We start from the raw sequence: 21,003 nt of genomic DNA on the forward strand, positions 1-21,003 counted from the left end.
TGGCATGGCAGTTCGAACGTGGTCGCAGCTACGGCGGCTACCTGCGGTTCCGGTACCAGTTGAGGCTGAGTCGCTTCACAGCTGGATCGGGGCACTGGCGAGGCTGCACGAGACGAGCGTCGGATCGGTGATGGCCGCCCTAGGGTGGCCGGGGGTCCCCTCCAATCCCACCGGCGCGCTGCATTCAGCGGTACGGGGCCTCAGCCGGTCTGATCGCGGCAGGATCGCGGCAGCCACGGGTCTCTCAGAGGGCCGGATCAGCCGTATGACCTGCGCGTCGTACCTCTCCGGGTTCCGGGATGCCCGTCCCTTGCCACCTCGTCTGCCGGAACGGCCGAGCAGAGGCACGGAGTTCCACGAGCAGATCCGAGTCAAGGCGATTCGCAAAGGTCACATTGTTTCGCAGGCACGGTTCAAGGTGTGCCCGAGCTGCATCGACGAGGACGGCGGGCGCTGGCCGCTGGCCTGGTTGCTTCCGTGGTTCGTCATCTGCCCGCGCCACCTTCGCTTCCTGCTGGAGACCTGCGAGTGCGGCGGTCCGGTCCGATCTTCCGGCGGTGCAAGCGGACGAGACTGGATGTGCCGTCAGCGGCCAATGGACCGGCCGAATGTGACGTGTGGACGGCTTTTGCGGCGACTTCCTTCGGAGGAGATCTCGGACGTCGCGCTGGCCGAGGCCCACACGTGGCTTCTGCAGCTGCTCAAGCCCGCCGGCGAGCGGGGCACTGCTGAGGGGATCACGCCGGACGACCTCTTCGCGGTACTGCTGCTGTGCACCGAACGCGGCTTCCTGAGAAACGTGACCGGGCTTGATCCGTCGATTCGCGAAGCCTTCGACGCGCACGCGCGAGCGAGAGAGGCCAGGATGTGGCGGGGTATGAGGGGTGGACAGCGCGGTTACTCGCCGGATGTGCGGGTGATGGCCGCCGGCCTCCGGATGGCCGTGCCGATCCTGGTCGCTGACGATCCGCTGGAGGAGGCACGGAAGGTGTTGCCGGTGGACGTCGTCAGCAACTCGGGGGTCAGGGCCATCTCGGACTGGCTGCACAACGACCCGCAGTGGACTGCCATGAGCCTGGTCGGAGACCGCTACATCCCGCTGGCCGCGGCCGTCCTGAGCCCGGACGGAGCCAGAGTGCCGCGTACGCCCTACATGGCGTACAGGCCGGAGGGAAACATGAGCGGATGGTCGGCGTTCACAACTGAGTGATCTTGCCAGGAGCCGCCGTCTCGGCGGGCGGCCCGCGACCCGCTCCGTGGAGCGTCGGCCACCTTGGCCGTCATGCCGGTGAGGGGCGAGCGCAGGCCCGCAGGTGCTGCCGCAGCCGCTCTCTCAGTCGAGGCAGCTTGGCGCCGGCGCCCAGGCGTGCGAGGAACTCGTCCACGCCCCAGGTGACCAGGTGGCCCTGACGGGAGAGATACAGGCCAACCCGGTCGATCTGGTAGCGGTCGTCGTAGTCGAGCAGGAGGTAGCCGGCGAGCTGGTAGATCTCGTCCCGGCCGAGCCGCTGCGGGCGAGTGGTGGCCTTGCAGTCGAGTAGCAGTCCACCCAGGATGAAGTCGGCGTCGGCGCCCCCGATGTCCGCGCTGCCGGCGAAGCTCGGGCCGCAGACTCGAGCCTCGGGCGGAAGCGCCCGGAAGTCCGCGAACGGGCCCTGGGCCAGGTCCATCTGCCGGTGAAGGTCCTCGGCCACATACGCCGGAACGCCGGCGCACAACTGGCCGAGCGTCGTGGCTCCGGTGGCACCCAGCAGGGGGTTGTTCCGGCGGAACTGGCCGCTGCGGAAGACGTCTTCGAAGTGCGCGGCGACGAAGCACAGCCAGCTCAGCTCGTCCTCGCCCAGCAGGCCCGGCTGGGCGAGGTAGGCGTCCACCCCGGCCAGCAGTTCCTGCCCGGCAGCGTGCAGGGCCGCGCGGGCACTGGAGGCGGGCGCCCCAGATAGCGGCTGGTTGGAGCCGGCAGCGTGGATGCCGAGAGTGACGGCCGCACCCAGCGGGCGGCCAAGGAACAGCCGCAGCCGGTAGTCGATGGCGTGCCCGAGCGCGGACCAGTCGGGGTGCTGCACGTCGATGGGCTGCACCGGGTAGGGCAGGGCGGCGATGCGCCGCTGGTAGTCGACCACCACCGCGCCGCTGCCGGGCAGGTGTTCGGCCATGAACCGGGACATCGGTGAGGTCGAGTAGCGAAGCTGGCCGGTCAGACTCAGGTCGATCATCGGCACACCGCCGATTGTGCCGTTCTTCTCCTCGTGCGAGAGAGCCTTCTCATAGCCGCCCGCCCAGGAGATCCCGCGGACATCGAGCTGGTGGCGCGCGCGGGTGACGGCGACGTAGATCAACCGCGCCTCGTCCTGCCGCATGGGCAGCTGCCGGCCTTCCTCCGTCACCGGCGGGGCGGCGAATCCGTCGCCGATGCGCACGGTGTTCCACTCGCGGCCCTTGGCCTTGTGCACGGTGGAGACGGTGACCCTGGCATCGCCCTCCGGGCTCAACTGCCCCACCGCCTTGAGGATCACTTCAGGGCCGTGGTCGTCGACCAGTTGGACGATCGCCTTCAGGTCCTGTCCGGCCTTGTCCTGCTCGACGTACTCCTGCACCTCCTCCCAGGAGTTGAACAGGAACAGCTCCGGGTGGCTGGTGCGCCGTCCGGCCTGGAGTTCCAGGGCCGCGTTCGCGATCCGATCCAGCGCGCTGCCGCCGCCGGCCAGCGCCACGGGGACTCCGCGCTCCAGGTAGGCCATGACCTCCTGCATCGCGTCCGCGTTGCCCCGGCACAGCACCGCGTCCGGCTCACTCAGCGGCCCGATGCGCGAGTCGGCCGGTCCGGAGCCGGTCAGGCGCATGTCGGAGGCCGCGTGCCGCAGCCAGCGGTTGGCCTGCTCGGCGATCCTCGGGCCGAAGCGGAACGACTGCGTCAGGTGGAGGTGGGCGGCGGGGAAGCCGGTCATCACGTCCTTCGCCGACCGCCAGGCGTAGATCTGCTGAGCGGGGTCGCCGACGCAGATCCGCTGGGCGGGCTGGTTGAGGAAAACCTCCTCCAGCACCGGATTGGTGTCCTGGGCCTCGTCCAGCAGAACGAAGTCGGCGGGCAGCACCGGCTCGCTCATCGCCCACATCTTCATGTAGAAGTCGTGCTCGAACCGCAGTCTGCCGTCGAGGGACTGGACGTCCTCCCACGCCTTCTCCGCGTACGGCAGCAGAATCCGGGCGAGATAGTCCTGCCCCTGCAGGCTCAGGCCGTTCAGTCGCTCCATGTGCCGGGCCATCACCTGCCGGTCGACGGTGTAGCAGAACCGCCGGAGCATGCCCATCACCAGTCGTGCCTGGTGGTTGACCTTGATCTTCGTGCCGTTCACCATCAGGTCGCTCGTGATGCCGAGCAGCCGGGCGGTCTGCTTCGCCGGGATCCGCGCGGAGGCTTCCAGCCGCGGCCCGTAGTTCCTGCCCACGGCCTCGAACGCCAGCGAGTGCGAGGTGCGGCACTCCACATTGCGGCCGAAGCGCTTGCGGGCGTTGGCTCTATAGGTGAGAAGTGAGACCAGTCGGAAGGTCAGTTCTGACTCCACCTGATGTGAGTGGAGTTCGTATCGCCGAGTTCTGACTCCACCGGAGGGGTGGTAATGCGAGGATGGCCGTGCTGCCGGGAGCGAGGGGGCGTAAGTGCCCAGCTCGAAGGTCGAGTTGTACGCCGCGATCCGCAGGGACGCGCGTGACGAGGGGCTGTCCGGTCGCGCGCTGGCGTTGAAGTACTCGGTGGGCCGGCGCACTGTCGCGGCGGCGTTGGAGTCGGCGTTGCCCGCCCCGCGCAAGCAGTCGGCGCCGCGCAGGTCGCGTCTGGACCCGTACAAGCTGATCATCGACGACATGCTGCGGGTGGACCTGGACGCGCCGCGCAAGCAGCGGCACACCGTCACCCGGGTGTTCCACCGGCTGCTGGACGAGCACGGCGCCGAGGAGGTGACCTACGCGATGGTCCGGGACTACGTCTTCGGCCGGCGCCGTGAGATCCGGGTGGAGGAGGGCCGCGGCCCTCCGGTCTCGTTCATCCCGCAGACCCACCGGCCCGGTGACGAGGCGGAGGTGGACTTCGGGGACGTGTGGGTGAACCTGGCCGGCGTGCCGACGAAGTGCTACCTGTTCTCGCTGCGGCTGTCGTTCTCGGGCCGGGCCGTGCACCGGGTCTTCGCGTCCTGCGGGCAGGAGGCGTTCCTGGAGGGCCATGTCCACGCGTTGAACGCGCTGGGGGGCGTCCCGCGCGGCAAGATCCGGTACGACAACCTGCGGGCTGCGGTCGCCCAGGTCCTGGGACTGACCCGGCGCCGGGTGGAGTCAGAGCGGTGGACCGCGTTCCGCTCGCACTACTCGATCACCAGTTTCTACTGCCAGCCTGGTATCGGCGGCGCCCATGAGAAGGGCGGGGTGGAGGGGCAGATCGGCTGGTTCCGCAGGAACCATCTGGTCCCGGTCCCGCAGGTCCAGACGCTGGCGGAGCTCAACGCGATGGTGGACCGGTGGGACGCCCAGGACGACGGGCGCCGGATCCGGCTGCGTCCCCGGACGGTCGGGGAGTACTTCGAGGCGGAGCGGCCGCTGCTGGCGCCGCTGCCCGTGGAGGTGTTCGAGACCGGGTACGTGTCCTCGGTGCGGGTGGACCGCTACGGGCAGGTCAGCGCGCGCACCAACCGGTACTCGGTGCCGGTACGGCTGATCGGGCAGATGGTGCGGATCGTGCTGCACGCCTCGGAGCTGGTGGTCTACGACGGGCAGCGCGAGGTGGCCCGGCACGAGCGCCTGATCGCCAAGGGCGCCTGCCGCCTGGAGCTGGACCACTACCTGGAGGCGCTGGTCCGCAAGCCCGGTGCGCTGCCCGGGGCGACCGCCCTGGACCAGGCCCGCTCGGCGGGCAAGTTCACCCCCGTCCACGACGCGTGGTGGCAGGCGGCCTGCCGGGCCCACGGCGACGCGGAGGGCACCCGCGCGCTGATCTCGGTGCTGCTGCTGCACCGTCACATGCCCCACGACCACGTGGTCACCGGGCTCGCGACCGCCCTGCGGGCCGGCGCGATGACCGCCGACGCGGTCGCGCTGGAAGCCCGCAGAGCCGCCGAGGCCGACAGCGCCGAACCCGCCCCCGCTCCGGTGCGCGCCCCGCACACGGTGCCTTCCGCCGGGGCGACGGTGACGTCGCTGACGGAGCGCCGGCTCGCGGCGCTGCCGCCCGACCCTCGGCCGCTGCCCTCGGTGGCCGCCTACGACCAGCTGCTGCGCATCCGCAGGCAGGTGGGCCAGATCGCCGTCCGTCAGGAAGAGGCACCATGACCGCCAAGCGCAACCGCGCACTGACCGAGCAGGCCGCGGATGCGGCCGTCGACCAGGCGTGCCGGATGCTCCGGCTGCCGACCATCCGCACCCGCTACCCCGAGGTCGCCCAGAGCGCCGCCCAGGACCAGATGACCTACCGCGGGTTCCTGGCCGAGCTGCTGATGTCCGAGTGCGACGACCGGGCCCGGCGCCGCTCCGAGCGCCGGATCAAGGCGGCCGGCTTCCCGCGCGACAAGTCGCTGCGGGCGTTCGACTTCGACGCCAACCCGGCCGTCGACCCGGCCGCCATCCACACCCTGGCCACCTGCGACTGGGTGAAGAAGGGGCTGCCGCTGTGCCTGATCGGCGACTCCGGGACCGGCAAGTCGCACCTGCTGATCGCGCTCGGCACCGAGGCCGCGATGCACGAGTACCGGGTCAAGTACGTGCTGGCGACCAAGCTCGTCAACGAGCTGGTGGAGGCCGCCGACGAGAAGCTGCTGGCCAAGACCATCGCCCGCTACGGCCGCGTCGACCTTCTCTGTATTGATGAACTCGGCTATATGGAGCTTGATCGCCGGGGTGCGGAGCTGCTGTTCCAGGTGTTGACGGAGCGTGAGGAGAAGAACTCCGTGGCGATCGCCTCCAACGAATCGTTCGGCGGATGGACGAAGACGTTCACGGATCCAAGGCTGTGTGCGGCCATCGTCGACCGGCTGACCTTCGGCGGCAACATCATCGAGACCGGCACCGACTCCTACCGCCTCGCCGCCACCCGGGCCCGCGCCGAACAGCAGGCCGCCGCCGGCTGACAGGCTGGCCCGAGGGGTCAGGGGCCGCCGCAAGGGCATCACTCTTGATGATGGTTCGTGCACTGGCAGTGTTCGGGATGGGGTGCCATGGTGAGCTGGACGCCACGCGTCACGCCGTGAAGGGCCGGACCCGCATCCGGGCCGGTCCCACTCATCATCGGTTCTCCCTCTGGAGGTTCCCGGCATGCGTGCAGCTCCCCTGCGCACCCGCCGCAGTCTCGCCCTGGCCAGCACCCTGGCCCTGGCCACCAGCTCCCTGCTGGCCCTGCCCCTGGCCGGCAGCGCCCACGCCGACGACGACGTCCCCGCCTGCACCAACGGCGCCTTCATCACCACCGTGGGCGACTTCGAGTGCACGATCCCCAGAAAGCTGCTGGCCACCATCACCCTGGTCGGAGGCGGCGGAGGCGGCGGAGGCAACGGTGCCGGCGGCGGCAGCTCCGGCTACCTCACGTGCACCAAGCTCCTCCTGAGGGGAACGGTCCTCCAGGGCACGGTGGGCGGTGGCGGCCAGGGCGGCCAGTACGGCACCGTGGGCCACGCCGGTGGCTCCGGCGGCTTCAACAACCCCTTCCTCACCGAGCCGTCCCCTGGCGAGGTCGGCAACGGCAACGGCGGCAACGGCAACGGCGAGACTACTTCAGGCGGCGCCGCCTACCCCTACGAGAGCATCGGTGGCCTCGGCGGCTTCAGCGGCAATGCAGGCGGCGTCGGGATCAGGGCCCTGACCTTCGCACCTCAGACCGGGGGCGGCGGAGGCGGCGGCGGTGGCTACACCACCCTGCAGAACGACACCAACGGCCTGGACCTGACCGTCACCGGAGGCGGCGGAGGAGGCGGCGGCGTAGTCGGCCTCAGCGCTCAGGACAAGGTCATCACCGACTCCCGGGGCGGCGAAGGCGGCTCAAGCGAGATCAGTAACGCCCTCAGCAGCGGATGTACCCTGAGCACGTCCCGCGACGGGGTGAAGGGCGACGACGGCGCCGGTGGCCCCGGCCACCAGAACCCCCTCGGCAACAACGGCGGCCACGGCGGCACCGGCGGCACCGGCCTTGACGACGGCCACGGCGGCATCGGTGGCACCGGCGAGAACGGCGGCGACGGCTACGTCAGGATCAGCTGGCTCCTCTGACACCGCCCGCCCACGCATCACCGACCCGGGCCGGGCCGGCCACCAAACGGGTGCGGGTCCGGACGTGACACACCGTCCGGACCCGCACCCAAGCCCCCGGAGGCGGACCCCCGCTCCGGACCGGACCGCTCACCCACCAGAGCAGCGAAGCCCAACAGCGTCCGACCCACCACGTCCACCGGATCCGGACCAGTCCCGCGCAGCGACATGGTGGTGGAGTCACTTCTGACATTCAGATCTTGCGCCTCGCGCCTCTCAGCGGAGTCAGAACTCACCTTCTGCTGGCGCCAGTTGTCACCGACACAGCCAGGGCGTCGTCCGCGATCGCCCGGTTGAACGCCATGTACAACCCGCGCTTGCGGGTTGCGGAACCCATCAGCATCAACGTCGAGGTCTTGCCCGTCCCGGCGCCGGCCACCAGGGCCAGATCCTGCCCGGAGACGAACACCTCCCGCGCGGCCTGCTGTTCCTTGGTCGGCTCCATGGCCATCGTGTCCTCCCAGGGTGCGGCTTCATGTACCGCGATCACCGAGACTGTCCTATCCGTTACTGACAGTCAATGGCTCCCGGCGTGTTCATGACTGATGCTCGGCATCCGGCGTTTCGGTGTCAGTCGCGCGGGCCGGGGCATCAGCGCCGCTGATCGCCTGTGTCAGCATGGGGACCGGTGCGAGGGGGAGGGCGGTATGGCGGTGGTACACGGGCGCTGGCTGCCCAGGCGCTTGCCGGCTGTGCCCGTCCCACTGCCGCATGAGTCGCTGCACAGCTGGGCCGCCGCACTGGGGCGGGTGCTGGACACGAACTTCGCTCCGGTGACCTCGGTCCTCGGCTTGGACAGCGGCGGCCACGACGCGGTCTTCCGGCTGCGGCGAGCCGTCCTGGGCCTGGAGGCCCGGCAGGTGGAGATCATCGCGGCCGCCACCGGCCTGACCCGGGAGCGGATCACGGCGCTGACGTTCGAGTCCTACCTGTCGGGTGTGAAGGCCGATCACCTGTGGCCTACCGGGCTGCCCGACATCCCGGGGCACGACCAGCTGGAGAGGAACCGGGCGGCCACCGTCCAGCGCGGCTACGTCCTGGGCACCACCCGGTTCAGGGTCTGCTCGGCGTGCATCGACGAGGACGGCGGGCGCTGGCCGCTGGCATGGATGCTTCCGTGGTTCGTCGCGTGCACCCGACACCGCCTCTACATGGTCGAACGATGCGTGTGCGGCAACCGCCTGCGGTCGGCGGGCTGCCTTGATGGTGCCGACTGGAAGTGCTCCGGCCACTTCTCCGATGCCACCGGAACGAAACAGCAGGCGTGCGGGCGGCGGCTGCGGGAGCTGCCAAGAGTGCCAGTCGCGGACTCGGCCCTAATCGAAGCGCACAACTGGCTGCTGCAACTGCTCAACCGTCCAGGCGAACGGGGCACGGCGGAGAACTTCACTCCCAACGACCTGTTCGCGGTGCTGCTGCTGTGCATCGAGCGCGGAGCCCCCGTCAACGTGGCAGGGCTCGACTCCCACGTCAGGCTGGCCTTCGAGGAACGGACCAGGAGGAACGAGGCCACCATGTGGCGCTCGGGCGAGGGCGAGCGAGGATACGCGGCGCCCGTGCCTGTGATGGCGGCCGGCGTTCGCATGGCCGCACCGATCCTCGCTGCCGCAGACCCCGTGCGGGCGGCTGGCAGTGTCCTGCCCGTCGACGTGGTGGTCGACGGCGCCCGCGCCATTTCGGACTGGCTCCACACCCCATTGCAGATCACGGCGATGAGCCTGGTCAGTGCGCGCTTCATCCCGCTGGCAGCCTGCGTCCTCGACCAGAGCGGAAGTCCCGTCCCGCGCACCCAGCACGCGATGAACCATCCCGAGCGCTACATGAGCAGATGGTCCGCGCTCGGACCGCGGTAGCCGCTCGACCGTTCACCCGAGTGAGGCAAGCCCTTCGGGCCGGACGCGGTTCGGCCGGGCCCGTGCGTGCCGACAGGTCTGCTGTAAAGAATCTTGAAGTTTCCTTCCCGATCATGGTGGTCGGCGGCCACCTACACGATGTAGGCGCCGGTACGAGCGGGGCACGGGTCCCCGCGCCGGCGAGGGGAGGGACGAGATAGTGGAACCTGGCATCTTGATCGAGGTGGCGACCGCGGTGAGCGGCTTCGCGGCCCCCGGCGTGGCGGCGTGGTTACAGCTGCGAGGCCGACGGCAGCGTGACCGGGAGCTGTCGCTGCGGGAGTACGCCCGCACGCTTCCGGCCGGGAGCCTGATCGTGGACCGGGGCCGGCAGGGGCTCGTCATCGAGGTCGGCCAGCGCAAGGGCGGTGCCGGTGGAGTTCGATGACCGCCAGTTCGCCGCACCGGTCTTGGACGAACGCCTGCGCGTCGCCTCCGAGGCTGCCAGGATGGCCCGGGTGCGTGGTCAGTTCCTCGACTTCTTCGAGCGTGAGCACCTGCTCGTCATCCGCTTCCTGCGGTACCTGGGTGCCAGCCTCCCGGACGCCGAGGATGCCGCCTCCGAGGCGTTCGTGGCAGCGTGGGAGCGATTGCGCGACGGTGAGTTCCCCACCCAGGACTCCCAACGACGCTCCTGGGTCCGGACGGTAGCCCGCAGGGCCTGGTCGAGGCCGCCCGCCATGGCCCGCCACCAGGTGGCCGTGGCTGCGGGAGTTGAGCTGCCGGAGCTGTGCGAGCCGGGCCCCGGCCACGCCGAGCTGACCGACCAGACGATGGCCGTGCTCGCCGCGCTCGGCGCGCTGGAGGAGAACACGCGGGTCGTCATGGCCTTCCACCTGGACGGGTTCAGCTCGGTCGAGACCGCCCGTGCCATCGGGGTGTCGGATCAAAAGGCCCGCGATCTGCTGAAGAAGGCTCGAGCTGTCCTGCGGCATGAACTGAGCGCGCAACGGGATGCGGACAGGAGGGGGAGAGCGGAATGAGTACACCTGACCGTTGGCTGGACGACGACGAGCTGGACGCTCTGCTGGCCGGCGCGTCGGCCGAACTTCTCGGCGAGGCCGAGTCCGTGGCGGACCCCACGAAGGTCTTGCTGGCCATCATGGATGCACCCTCGGGCCCCGGGCAGGCCGCAGATCCGGACGACGTGACGGGAGCTGACGTCATCACGGTCATCGGCCTGCGAGCTCTGGCGCGTTCCGCGACCGAGGCGTTGGACGCTGTCAGGTCGCCGGGCCCGCTCGGCCCGTTGGACGAGTTGCCCGATCTCGCTGATCTTCTGACCCGCGGAGACCTTGAAGGTCCGTGGACGTCCGCGATCGACATGTCCCTGCGGTTCCGCGCCCGGGGGCTCCTCGACCGTCTCCCCGCTCTGGGCGCGGTCCTGCAGCAGTTGCGGGCCTTCACGAGCGTCTTGGGCCAAGCTCGCGACACCCAGCGCGAGATGCGATCGCTGAACGTGGACGCGGCCTTGGCCAAGTCAGACCGGCTCTTCGCCGAACAGGACCAGGCCCGGGATGCGGGGCGGCTTCTGGTGCACTTGCTGAGGAGTATTGAACTCGACGCCCGCGGGAGCGACTTGTCGAACCTGGCATTGGGTGAGCCGTCGACACTGGCCAGCCTCGTGTGGTCGGAGACGACGATCTGGCCGCCCGCCGTCGCGCGCTGGATCCGGGCCGAGTCCCGGGAGATCCAGCCTGGTGTCTACCAGGTGCTCGACATCGGTGAACGCAGCGCGATGCACCTGGGCAGGTGAACACCCCCTGCCCAGGTGCCCCGTGGCCGCAGGGGCGTCAGCCGCCCTTGCGATGGTCGTTGCCGACTGCCGACAGAGCGGTCTGGGATGATGGCGAAGGCGGCCGGCCCCACTAACGCTGGGGCCGGCCGCCACTTCGTTGATTGGCTGCCCTGGGCAGCCCGTACCGCCGTCAGGCCAGGTGGTCGAAGGCTCCGGACTTCGCGCCCGAGAGCATGGCCCGGATCTCACCGCGGGTGTAGACGTGCGGAGTCTGCTCCGGCCGCTTGGAGTCCCGGATCGCGATGAAGTCGCCGACCACACCGAACTCCACGCAGTTGTCGTTGCCCCCGCTGTCCGGGCTCTTCTCCCAAGTGACACCGGAGAAGTCCAGCTCGGAGGGGTTGGGCTTGGTGGTGCTCACTTACGGCTCCTTGAGGATCTTGTTGATCTGGTCGCGGGTCTCGGGTGGGCCGAGGGCACGGGCACGCAGGTGGTCGAAGACCTCGGTGTAGCGCTCCACATCCTCAGATCCCTCGAAATACACCGAGTTGGTCAGATTCTCCACCCACACCACGTCCGGGTTGGGCGCGGGGAAGCGCATGAGAATGAACGACCCGTAGAGGCCCGGGTGGAAGCCGGCTGCGAACGGCAGGAGTTGAATGGTGAGGTTCGGGCTGGGCTCGATGGCCAGCAGGTGCTCCAACTGGCCCTTCAGGACGGCTGGCGAGCCCTCGATCCGCCGTATGGCCGCCTCGTCGATCACCGCCCACAGCTTCGGCGCGTCCTCGCGGCCGAGTACCTTCTCCTGACGCTCCATCCGCACCGTCACCAGGGCGTCGACCTGCTTGGCCGTCAGGTCCACCCGCATCTCGGTGATGACCTGCCGCGCGTAGTCGGCGGTCTGCAACAGGCCCGGCAGCAGCTGCGGCTCGTACGAGCGGAAGCTCGTCGCACTGGACTCCAGCGCCAGGTAGCCGCCGTACTGGGTGGTGTTGATGACCGCGGAGTACTTCTTCCACCACTGCTGACGCTGAGCCTGGTCGGCGCGGACCAGGTCGAGGATGTCCTCACGCTCGACCGGGTCGGTGACCCCGTAGCAGTCCAGCAGAGCCTTTACCAGGATTGGAGTAGTGCCGCGTTCGCCGTTCTCGATCCGGCTGAGCGAGCTCTGGTTGACCTCCACGATGGCCGCGACCTCGGTCAGCTTCAGCTCCTTGGCGTCCCTCAACTCCCTGAGCCTGGACGCGAGCTGACGGCGGTACACGGACTGCGGGGCCGGGTTCCTCTTCGCCATGGCGCAAGTCTCCACCCCGCCGGAGCCGGAGGACAACCGATCTGAGGGAATTTCGCTTGGGCATATTGCCCAATGGCAGACCCTGCGGGCATGCTGACTCTCGGTGGCGGATCGTGACCTCTTGGTCGCGCTTCGTGTCATATGCCGCTGCCCGCCTCGCGCCGACTGCCGGGGGCCCCGTGTGCCCCGACGCCGACGTGCCTGCCGAACCCTTTCGCGAGCCCCCACACATCCACGCCCGGGGCTTGCTCTGCCGACTGGGGAGCACGCCATGCACGAAGACCGAGTCCGCCCCCGACACGAACCCGAAGTGGCCCTGTGCGGCTTCTTCCTGATGCCCCGCCAGAACGGATTCGCGCTGCACATGAGCGTGAGCCCCGAGCACGTCCGCGAGATGCGCGCGCGGGTCTTCAAGACAGTGGCCTCGTTCGGGGCCTCCGAAGCCGTCGCCGACGACGCCCGGCTGGTGGCCAGCGAGCTGGTCGCCAACGTGGTGCGGCTGTGCGGCCCGTGGGCGCCGGTGGTCGTCCTGGTGGCCGTTGCGGACGGGCAGGTTCTGGTGCAGGTCCACGATCCGGCTCCGTCCGTGATGCCCGGCCGGGAGACGGCACCGCCGGACAACGCCCGCTCCGAGACCGGCCGCGGCCTGTGGATCCTCGACGTCCTCGCCCCGGGCTGGACCGTCGATCCCACCCCGGTGGGCAAGCGGATCACCTGCACCCTGCCCCGCGAAGCCCTCGCCGCAGTCTGACCCGCCGGCCCCAGGGCACCGCCGTGACCGCACCGCCCGGCGCTCCTCAGGCCGAGGCGGTGTCCCTTCCGGCCTGGCCGCCAGGCGGAGCGCCTTCGTCTGCCGGTCCGCCCGCGCGCACAGCCGCACTACTCCACCTTCCGATCCCGCTCACCGCACTGGAGGCTTCCATGACGCTCGTCCCCGTCTCCGCCCCTGGCCTTGCCGTCACCTCCCGCCCCGGCCGTCCGTTGTCCGGGACCGTCAGGGTGGATGGCTCCAAGAACGCCGCCCTGCCCCTACTGGCCGCCGCCGCCGCGATCCGCCGCCCGGTCCGCTTGGACAACGTCCCCGACAGCGCGGACGTCCAGCTGATGCTGGCCCTCCTCCAGCGCTCGGGCTGCCACCTGGCCCGGCCCGTCGCCGACCCACGGGCGGTGTTGCTCGGGCCGGTGGACGGCCGCCTTCCGGTGCCCGAACTGCCCGACGCCGGCCGCATCCGCGCCTCCTACTACCTGGTGCCCGCCCTGCTGGCCGCCTGCGGGGCGGCCCGGCTGCCGTGGCCTGGGGGCTGCCAGATCGGCGAGCGGGGCATGGACGAGCACTTCAAGGTCTACGCCGCCTTCGGCGACAAGGTCGAGGTCGATGACGACGGCTACCAGATCACCGCCGCCCCGGCCGGTGCGGACCGGGTGGTGATCGACCTGCCGTTCCGCTCCCGGGGCGCGAGCGTGGTTGCCGTCCTTCGCGCCGCCTGCGGCGGCCACCGGCTGCTGCTGGGCAACCCCAACCTGTCCCCGGAGTTCACCGGGATGCTGGAGTTCCTGCGCGAGGCCGGGTGGCGGGCCGACCTCACCGAGGACACCCTCACCGTCGAACCACCGGCCGTCCTGGACGAGACGTCCACGCTCGCCTGGTCGGTGCCGGGCGACAAGATCGAGGCCGGGACCCTGGCCTGCGCGATCGCCGCCACCGGAGGCAGCGGCCAGATCGAGGGAGTCCGGGGCCAGGACACCCTCCCGGTCGCCGAGGCCCTGAACTGGCTGGGCATCCCCGCCCTGGCCGAGCCCGGCGCGTTGGTCCTGCCCGGCGGTGCCATCCCGAGCGGCAAGCCGCTGACGGCCACCGCCTCGCTCGCCCCCGGCGGCCTGGACGCCGACTTCGAGCCCGCGCTGATGGCCCTCGCCCTCGGCCTGCCCGGCACCCACCTGTTCTCCGACGCCATCAACCCCGGCCGGCACGGCAACCTGATCCCCCAGCTCCGCGCGCTCGGTGCCCGGATCGAGGAACTGTCCCCCACCCAGTGCCGCCTGACGGGCCCTCAGCAGCTGACGGGCGCCGCAGTGAAGGCCACCGACATCCGCACCGGCACCGCCCTGCTGATCGCCGGGCTCACCGCGCACGGCACCACCACCGTCACCGGCCTCGACCAGCTCCAGCGCGGCCACGCCGACCTGCCCGCCAAGCTCCGCGCGCTCGGCGCCGACATCACCGAGGCCGGCCGATGACCGAGACCGGGCGGACGCTGAAGCGGATCATCGCCACCACCGATGTCCACTCCCATCTCGCCCACGCCACCGGCATGCTCGCCCACCTGCACGGCGAGCGCGAGCGGTCGCTGATCGTGGACTGCGGGGACTTCTTCGAGGGCACCGGCTTCTACCGTCTCGGCCACGGCGGCGTGGAGCGGAAGATCCTGCTCGCGCTGTACGACGTGCTCGCCCCGGGCAACCACGGCTGGAGCCACCACCTCGAGCCGGGCCTGCGGGAGTTGACGGTCTGCGCGAACGCCATCGACACGAACGGCCGCCCGCTGTTCCGTCCCCTGCACCTGGCGAAGGTCGGCGGCCGGAGGGTGGCCGTCACCGCCGTCATCAGCCCGCAGGCGTTCAGCGCGATCCCGCTCGCCCAGCGCTCCGGCCACCGCGCCACCGACCCGGTGGAGGCCCTGCGCAAGCTGCTGCTGGCCCACCACCACGAGGTGGACACCTGGGTCCTGCTCTCCCACTCCGGATTCGAGCCCGATCTGGAGCTGGCCGTCGAGTGCCCGTTCCTGGACGTCGTCTTCGCCGGGCACTGCCACAGCGACCACTACGGGCCCGAGCCGGTCGGCAGCACCCTCGTGGTCAAGGGCGCCGAGCACGGGGCCGGGTACGCGGCCGCCGAAGCGGCCCCCGCTGGCTGGACCGCCCGCACCGGCCGCTTCCCCGCCGAGGGCCCGCTCCCGGCCGAGCTGGCGGACATCGGCGAGGAGATCGAGACGCTCAAGGACCAGCTGACCGACCCGCTCGGGCCCGTCGCCGAGCGCTGGCGGAACACGGTCCCCGACCGCCGAGTGCTTCTGGAGTCCGTCGTCTCCAGGCTCCACACCGGCTTGGACGGCACGGCCGTGATCCTCAACGAGACCGCCCTGCGGCCGGCGTCGCTGGGCGAAGTACTGCGGCTCGAAGACCTGATGACCATCGAGCCGTTCGGAAACCGGCTCGTCCACGCCGACCTGCCCGAGGCGCATTCCCGGGACCTGGCCGCACTGCTGGCCCACCTGACGGAACGCGCCGGGCCGCTGGTCGTGGCTCCCGCCCTGCCCTGGCCCGGCGTCCACAGCGTGCTGACCACCGACTACCTCGCCGAGACCTTCCTGGCCGGGCAGGCCAGCAGGAGCGGACTTCCGCTCGGCCAGGCCGTCCGGCACGCCCTCACCCACACCCCGAGTGTCGAAGGAGAAGCCGAGTGATCCTCACCGGACCGGAGATCACCGCCGCCGTCCGCGACGGCCGCCTCCGCATCGCCCCCTTCGAACCCGGCCAGGTCAACCCCAACAGCTACAACGTCCGCCTCGGCCCCACCCTGCTGACCTACACCGAGGACATCATCGACGCCCACCGCCCCAACCCCACCCGGGAAGTCGAGATCGGACCGGGCGGGTTCGTCCTTGAGCCGGGAGAGCTCTACCTCGGGCACACCGTCGAGGAGGTCGGCTCCGACACCTTCGTGCCCCTGCTGTTCGGCCGCTCCTCCGTAGGCCGTCTCGGCCTGTTCGTAGAGATCACCGCCCCCATCGGCGACATCGGCTTCCACGGCCAGTGGACCCTGATGCTCGCCCCGACCCGCCCCCTGCGGGTCTACCCGGGCATGAAGATCGGCCAGATCATGTTCTTCGTCTCGGTCGGGCCAGTCGACCTCTACAGCGGCAAGTACCAAGCGGCGCTCGGCCCGCAGCCCTCCGGCTACTGGCGCGACCGCACCGGCACCGGGGCGGTGGCCTGATGATCCTCACCGGCTCCGCCATCGCCGCCGCCGTCAAGGCCAGCGAGATCACCATCGACCCCTTCGACCCCGGCCGGATCTCGCCCAACGCCTACGACTGGCGACTCGGCGAGACCTTACGGGTCTGCGAAGGCGACCTCGACGCCGCCCAGCCCACCGCCTTCACCGAGACCACCATCCCCGCCGACGGCCTCGTCCTCCGCCCCGGCGTGCTGTACCTCGGGGCGACGCTGGAGCACACCGGCTCCGAGCGGTACGCGCAGATGCTCAACGGCGACCGCACCACCGGGGCACTCGGCATCTGGGTCCACGTCTCCGCACCGCTAGGCCACGCCGGCCACGCGATCCGCTGGACCCTGGAGATCCGCGCCGCCCGGCCGGCGCGGGTCTACCCCGGCATGACCTTCGGCAAGCTGATCTTCCTCCAGACCTTCGGCGCCCCGGCCAGCTACCAGCAGCTCGGCCTCAAGTACACGGCCACCGACGGCATCGACATCTCCCGCCTCTACGAAGAGATCCCCGGAGGGACTACGTGACCTTCCCCCGCACCGACCGGCCCCTGGTGGCAACCTGCCTCGACCTGCCCTTCGGCAGCCCCGGCGGCAGCGTCGAACTCTTCCGCGACCTCTACACCGGAGCTGACGCGCTCATCCCCGCCCGCGCCTTCATGCTCCAGCCCACCGGCCGCCGTCCCACCGTCCCGCCGGGGCTCGACCTGCTGGCCGTCTCCGGCAAGACCTTGGAGGGCCCCGCCTTCCGCCGCTACGTCGCCGCCCTCCGCCGGGCCCTCGCCCGAGCTCTGGACCCGGAGCAGATTGGGGTGCTGCACCTTCAGCACCTGGCGTTCGGCGCCACCCCGGCCCTGATGCGGGCCCTGCCCCAGCACCCGCGGATAGCCCTGGTGCACGGCACCGACCTGCTGTTCGCCCAGACGCACCGGGACCAACTGCGGGTCCTGCGCGAGAGCGCCCGCCTCGCGGACGCGATCGTGGCCCCCACCGCCGCCATGGCCGACCACCTGGTCCGCCTCGCGCCCCAGACCGACCTCCGCAAGATCCACCACATCCCGTGGGGCATCCCCGACCACCTGATCAGCATCGTGCCGACGCCGGCCAAGCGAGCCCCCGGCCAGCACCTGCGGCTGCTGTACGCCGGGCGGCTCACCGCGGAGAAGGGCGGCGACGTCCTCATCAAGGCACTCTCCGCCACGAAAGGGGTGGAGCTGAGCGTCGCCGCCCCGCGCGCGGAGTTCAGCACGCTCCAACCCGCGCTCCGCCAAGCTGCTGTCCAGGCCCGCTACCTCGGCTGGCTGAGCCGCCCCCAGCTGTGGAAGACGTTCGCCGACCACGACGCCCTCGTCATGCCCTCCACCACCCTGGAGGCCATGGGCCTGGTCGCCCTCGAAGCCCAGGCGTGCGGCCTGCCCGTCCTCTACCAGCCCGTGCCCGGCCTGAACGAGGCCCTCGGCAGCTCCGCCCTGGCCACCGACTTCACCGACACCACCACGCTCACCCGGGACCTGGAACGGCTGCGGACCTCGCCCACCCTGCTGGCCGCCCTGCGAAGCGCCGGCCTGGCGAACGCGGCCCGCTACCCGCTCAGCACCACCGCCGCCGCGCTGACCGACCTCGGCAAGCAACTGCTCTGAGCACGGCTTCGCGCCGAAGCCCACTCCGCCCCGGCCGGCTCACTACGCTGGCCGGGGCGGACGTCCACAGTGATTCGGGGAGACGATGACACCCAGCACCGACCGCATCCACCAACTCCTGGCCGACGGAGTCCAAGGCCGCGCCTACCCCGGGGCGGTGTGGGCCGTCGGCGACGCGACCGGCACCCACGCGAGCGGCACCGTCGGCGTCCTCGACCCCGCACGGCCCGACGAGCCGATGCGGGCGGACACCCTCTTCGACGTCGCCAGCCTCACCAAAATCCTCGCCGTGTGGTCCACCATCGGCACCCTCTGGCAGGACGGCCTACTGCCACTGGACGAGCCGCTCGGCATCTTCTGGCCCGAGGTCACCGGACACCCCCTCGGCCGGGCCACCGCACGGAACCTGCTGACCCACACCGCCGGAGTACCGCTGCGGGCCCAGCTGAAGAACCTCTACGGCACCGACCCGGCCGCCATCCGCACCGGCGTCCTGCACGAGGCCGCGCACCGCCCGCCCGGCGAGGCCGTCGAGTACACCGACCGGGCCGCCCTCATCCTCGGCTACCTCGCCGAACACCTCTCCGGCCAGTCCCTCGACCAACTCGCCACGACACGGATCTGGGCACCGCTCGGCATGAGCGCCACCCGCTTCGGCCCGCTGCCCGCCGACCAGGCCGCCCTCGCCGCTCCGACCGAACTCGACCCGGACACCGGCACCCACCTCCAGGGCACCGCCCACGACTTCTCCGCCCGCCTCCTGAACGGGGTGTGCGGCATCGCCGGAGCCTTCTCCACCGCCGGCGACCTCTCCCGCTTCCTGCGCTACATGCTCGACCCCGCCACCGCTGCCAACACGCCCGGCTTCGGCCCCGGATGGACAGAGGAGTCACTGACCGTCCAGACCGGAGCACTGGAGCCCGTCCGCGGCCTGTTCTGGCACCCCGCCCCCGGCACCGACCCGACCGACCACGTCTGGGTGCACTACGGCTTCACCGGCACCGGCATGTGGATCTCACCCAAGCTCGGCACCTGGGCCGTCCTGCTGACCAACAAGCTCTACTACACCCGCGACCGCGAACCCCTCACCGGCATCCGCAACCACTTCCGCAAACTCGTCTTCAGCTGACAGCCCTCTCGCCGCCGGACAGCAGGTGGCGAGAGCGGGTCATCAAGCCCCATAGCTCGACGATATCCACCGAAGCCACACCCACCGGGCTTCGGGCGGAACTGGTGTGGCAGCCCGGATCCGACCAGATGCCTCCCCCGCCGGACAGCCAGAAGCACTCACGGCGACCTGCCGGAGATCACCCAGGGAGCGGCCACTACGGTATGGGGAAGCCCTCTGGCGACACTGCGGACATGACTGACGGCAGGTTCCGGGCCGCGGCAGACCCGCCGTCGAGGCAGGAACGAGGGGATCGGAGGGCGGACACTACGGGCCCGGTGAAAGAGCGGCATGCCAGCATGGACCCCGACTTATGGTAGGGGGACGGCATGACAGCTCAGACACGATGGCGGCCACGGCGGCTGCCCGCCGTCCCGGTACCGCTCGAGGGCGAGTCCCTGCACAGCTGGCTCGCGGCGCTGGCCAGACTGAACGAGACCGGGATCGGCCCGGTCATGGCGGCCCTGCACCTGCCCGCGTCGGCCAACCCCGGCTTCGCGCTTCGCAAGGCCGTGCGCGGTCTCACCGCCTACCAGACGGGAGCGGTCGCCGCGGCCACGGGCCTGCCCGAAGACCGGGTCAGCCGGCTCACCTTCGCTTCCTATCTGTCGGGACTGCGCAAGGTCCGGCCGCTGCCGGACGGCCTGCCGGAACGGCCCCGGACTGCGAGCATCGACATCCACGAGAAGAACCACGCCGACACGATCCGCCGTGACCACATCGTCCCCGACGGGCAGGCCAAGGTGTGTCCGAGCTGCATCGACGAGGACGACGGGCGCTGGCCGCTGGCCTGGATGCTGCCGTGGTCTGTGGTGTGCCCGCGCCATCACCGCTTCCTCGTGGCGGCATGCGAGTGCGGCGCTCGGCCCAGGGCGCTCGGCTGCCTCGACGGCCGGAACTGGACGTGCCCCGGCCGCAAGATCAACGGGCGGCTGACGGCCTGCGGCCAGCTCCTGCGGGACCTGCCGGCCGGGACCTTCTCCGACCCGGCGCTGGCCGACGCGCAAGCCTGGCTCCTGCAACTGCTTGACCCGCTCGGTGAGCGAGGAGAAGCGGAAGGCGTCACACCGGACGACGTCAACGCCATGGTGCTGCTGTGCACCGAGCGTGGCTTCGTGACGAACCTGGCCGGACTCGACCCTCCCGTCAAGGAGGCGTTCGAGACGCACATGAGGACGAACGAGCGGAACATGTGGCGCCGCGGCGGCAGCAGCAGAGGACGCCGCGGATACTCGCCCGACCCGCACGTCATCGCCGCCGGCCTGCGGATGGCCGTGGCGATCCTGGCCGCCGACGACCCGCTGGAGGAAGCCCGCAGGTTTCTGCCGGTGGACATCGCGGGCGTGATGGGTGTCAGGGCCATCTCCGACTGGCTGCGCAAGGACACGCAGTGGACCGCCATGAGCCTGGTCGGACCCCGGTACGTTCCGCTGGCCGCGGCCGTCCTGAACCCCGAGGGTGCCAGGGTGCCGCGTACGGGCTTCATGCTGGCCCACCCCCGGGGACGGATGAGCTTGTGGTCGGCGTTCGACGCCGATTGATCGCCACCGATCGCCCGGCGGCCCAGGGGGCGCGTCCCGCTCCCGACCTCGCTGGTCGCTCCGCTCCATGGAGTTCGGGTCCACCGACTGCTGCGGACGGCTGACCCGTCGAGGCCGGTGCCGACGATCTCGACGGATCGCGGAGCGAGCACGGCGGACGAAGCCGCCGGGGCCCGTCAGCTGCGGGGGAACAGGTCGCTCACCTCGACGCCGAGAACCCGGGCGACGCCGGGAAGGCGGTCGGCCGCGATGCTGTGGCGGCCGGCCTCGACACCGGCGTAGAAGGACCGGTCCAGGCCGATCGCGCGGGCGGCACCGCTCTGGCTCAGCCCCGCCTGCTCGCGAAGCGCCCGCAGCCGCTTGCCGAAGGCGACGCGGTAGGGCTCGTCTTCCGGGCTCGTCTCGGGTGTGTCCACCCCAGAAAGCTACCGCGAGCCGACC

The 21,003-nt window shown here is 70.7% G+C and carries 21 protein-coding genes; 16 read left to right on the plus strand and 5 right to left on the minus strand.

What is annotated here, in order from left to right; genetic code table 11:
* Nucleotides 1-4: 4 nt before the first annotated feature.
* Nucleotides 5-1,210, plus strand: coding sequence for a TniQ family protein (locus ACZ6ZR_RS23070; protein WP_465645123.1), 1,206 nt, complete (start codon nt 5-7; stop codon nt 1,208-1,210).
* A gap of 70 nt (nt 1,211-1,280) precedes the next feature.
* Here ACZ6ZR_RS23070 and ACZ6ZR_RS23075 read toward each other — a convergent pair whose 3' ends face one another.
* Nucleotides 1,281-3,566: an ATP-binding domain-containing protein gene (locus ACZ6ZR_RS23075; RefSeq protein ID WP_465645125.1), complete on the minus strand. Its 2,286-nt coding sequence runs from the start codon at nt 3,564-3,566 to the stop codon at nt 1,281-1,283.
* Between the two features lie 94 nt (nt 3,567-3,660).
* On the opposite strand from ACZ6ZR_RS23075, the gene istA reads away from it, so the two are divergent.
* The 3 genes from istA to ACZ6ZR_RS23090 all read left to right on the plus strand — a co-directional run bounded on the left by istA (nt 3,661) and on the right by ACZ6ZR_RS23090 (nt 7,245).
* The gene (istA, locus tag ACZ6ZR_RS23080; protein WP_465645127.1) at nt 3,661-5,319 is read left to right on the plus strand and encodes an IS21 family transposase; all 1,659 of its coding nucleotides are present in this window, start codon (nt 3,661-3,663) and stop codon (nt 5,317-5,319) included.
* A complete protein-coding gene (istB, locus tag ACZ6ZR_RS23085) occupies nt 5,316-6,113 on the plus strand; it encodes an IS21-like element helper ATPase IstB (protein ID WP_465645129.1) in 798 nt (265 codons plus the stop codon). The genes istA and istB overlap by 4 nt, the downstream gene beginning before the upstream one ends.
* Before the next feature lie 184 nt (nt 6,114-6,297).
* Nucleotides 6,298-7,245 carry a hypothetical protein gene (locus ACZ6ZR_RS23090; RefSeq protein WP_465645131.1) on the plus strand — a complete coding sequence of 316 codons (948 nt, stop codon included), beginning with the start codon at nt 6,298-6,300 and terminating at the stop codon, nt 7,243-7,245.
* A gap of 271 nt (nt 7,246-7,516) precedes the next feature.
* Here ACZ6ZR_RS23090 and ACZ6ZR_RS23095 read toward each other — a convergent pair whose 3' ends face one another.
* Nucleotides 7,517-7,729, minus strand: a complete 213-nt coding sequence (locus ACZ6ZR_RS23095) for a hypothetical protein (RefSeq protein WP_465645133.1) — start codon at nt 7,727-7,729, stop codon at nt 7,517-7,519.
* A gap of 202 nt (nt 7,730-7,931) precedes the next feature.
* Here ACZ6ZR_RS23095 and ACZ6ZR_RS23100 point away from each other — a divergent pair, with 202 nt between their 5' ends.
* The 4 genes from ACZ6ZR_RS23100 (at nt 7,932) to ACZ6ZR_RS23115 (ending at nt 10,932) form a co-directional block, all read left to right on the plus strand.
* On the plus strand, nt 7,932-9,137 hold the full coding sequence (locus tag ACZ6ZR_RS23100; RefSeq protein WP_465645135.1) for a TniQ family protein: 1,206 nt from the start codon (nt 7,932-7,934) through the stop codon (nt 9,135-9,137).
* Nucleotides 9,138-9,351: 214 nt separating this feature from the next.
* Nucleotides 9,352-9,564, plus strand: coding sequence for a hypothetical protein (locus ACZ6ZR_RS23105; protein WP_350641494.1), 213 nt, complete (start codon nt 9,352-9,354; stop codon nt 9,562-9,564).
* Entirely contained in the window at nt 9,551-10,159 is a 609-nt protein-coding gene (locus tag ACZ6ZR_RS23110; protein WP_350641495.1) for a sigma-70 family RNA polymerase sigma factor, read from the plus strand. Before ACZ6ZR_RS23105 ends, ACZ6ZR_RS23110 begins: the two co-directional genes overlap by 14 nt.
* Nucleotides 10,156-10,932 carry a hypothetical protein gene (locus tag ACZ6ZR_RS23115; RefSeq protein WP_465645138.1) on the plus strand — a complete coding sequence of 259 codons (777 nt, stop codon included), beginning with the start codon at nt 10,156-10,158 and terminating at the stop codon, nt 10,930-10,932. Before ACZ6ZR_RS23110 ends, ACZ6ZR_RS23115 begins: the two co-directional genes overlap by 4 nt.
* 172 nt (nt 10,933-11,104) lie before the next feature.
* Here the strand turns inward: ACZ6ZR_RS23115 and ACZ6ZR_RS23120 are convergent, their stop codons facing one another.
* The gene (locus tag ACZ6ZR_RS23120) at nt 11,105-11,335 is read right to left on the minus strand and encodes a DUF397 domain-containing protein (RefSeq protein WP_465645140.1); all 231 of its coding nucleotides are present in this window, start codon (nt 11,333-11,335) and stop codon (nt 11,105-11,107) included.
* The gene (locus tag ACZ6ZR_RS23125; RefSeq protein ID WP_465645142.1) at nt 11,336-12,208 is read right to left on the minus strand and encodes a helix-turn-helix domain-containing protein; all 873 of its coding nucleotides are present in this window, start codon (nt 12,206-12,208) and stop codon (nt 11,336-11,338) included.
* 271 nt (nt 12,209-12,479) lie between these two features.
* Here ACZ6ZR_RS23125 and ACZ6ZR_RS23130 point away from each other — a divergent pair, with 271 nt between their 5' ends.
* The 8 genes from ACZ6ZR_RS23130 to ACZ6ZR_RS23165 all read left to right on the plus strand — a co-directional run bounded on the left by ACZ6ZR_RS23130 (nt 12,480) and on the right by ACZ6ZR_RS23165 (nt 20,562).
* Nucleotides 12,480-12,959: an ATP-binding protein gene (locus ACZ6ZR_RS23130; protein WP_465645144.1), complete on the plus strand. Its 480-nt coding sequence runs from the start codon at nt 12,480-12,482 to the stop codon at nt 12,957-12,959.
* 170 nt (nt 12,960-13,129) lie between these two features.
* On the plus strand, nt 13,130-14,446 hold the full coding sequence (locus ACZ6ZR_RS23135; protein ID WP_465645146.1) for a UDP-N-acetylglucosamine 1-carboxyvinyltransferase: 1,317 nt from the start codon (nt 13,130-13,132) through the stop codon (nt 14,444-14,446).
* A complete protein-coding gene (locus tag ACZ6ZR_RS23140; protein WP_465645148.1) occupies nt 14,443-15,672 on the plus strand; it encodes a metallophosphoesterase in 1,230 nt (409 codons plus the stop codon). The genes ACZ6ZR_RS23135 and ACZ6ZR_RS23140 overlap by 4 nt, the downstream gene beginning before the upstream one ends.
* Nucleotides 15,669-16,205 carry a dCTP deaminase gene (gene dcd / locus ACZ6ZR_RS23145; protein ID WP_465645150.1) on the plus strand — a complete coding sequence of 179 codons (537 nt, stop codon included), beginning with the start codon at nt 15,669-15,671 and terminating at the stop codon, nt 16,203-16,205. The genes ACZ6ZR_RS23140 and dcd overlap by 4 nt, the downstream gene beginning before the upstream one ends.
* Complete coding sequence (locus tag ACZ6ZR_RS23150) at nt 16,205-16,741, plus strand: dCTP deaminase (protein ID WP_465645152.1); 537 nt, start codon at nt 16,205-16,207, stop codon at nt 16,739-16,741. The genes dcd and ACZ6ZR_RS23150 overlap by 1 nt, the downstream gene beginning before the upstream one ends.
* Complete coding sequence (locus ACZ6ZR_RS23155) at nt 16,738-17,853, plus strand: glycosyltransferase family 4 protein (RefSeq protein WP_465645154.1); 1,116 nt, start codon at nt 16,738-16,740, stop codon at nt 17,851-17,853. The genes ACZ6ZR_RS23150 and ACZ6ZR_RS23155 overlap by 4 nt, the downstream gene beginning before the upstream one ends.
* Before the next feature lie 85 nt (nt 17,854-17,938).
* Nucleotides 17,939-18,982: a serine hydrolase domain-containing protein gene (locus ACZ6ZR_RS23160; protein WP_465645156.1), complete on the plus strand. Its 1,044-nt coding sequence runs from the start codon at nt 17,939-17,941 to the stop codon at nt 18,980-18,982.
* A gap of 368 nt (nt 18,983-19,350) precedes the next feature.
* Nucleotides 19,351-20,562, plus strand: a complete 1,212-nt coding sequence (locus ACZ6ZR_RS23165) for a TniQ family protein (RefSeq protein ID WP_350641517.1) — start codon at nt 19,351-19,353, stop codon at nt 20,560-20,562.
* A 176-nt stretch (nt 20,563-20,738) separates the two neighbouring features.
* On the opposite strand, the gene ACZ6ZR_RS23170 is transcribed toward ACZ6ZR_RS23165, so the two are convergent.
* Nucleotides 20,739-20,978: a helix-turn-helix domain-containing protein gene (locus ACZ6ZR_RS23170; protein WP_350641518.1), complete on the minus strand. Its 240-nt coding sequence runs from the start codon at nt 20,976-20,978 to the stop codon at nt 20,739-20,741.
* Between the last annotated feature and the right edge of the window lie 25 nt (nt 20,979-21,003).

Source organism: Kitasatospora sp. NPDC088742, assembly GCF_055584905.1.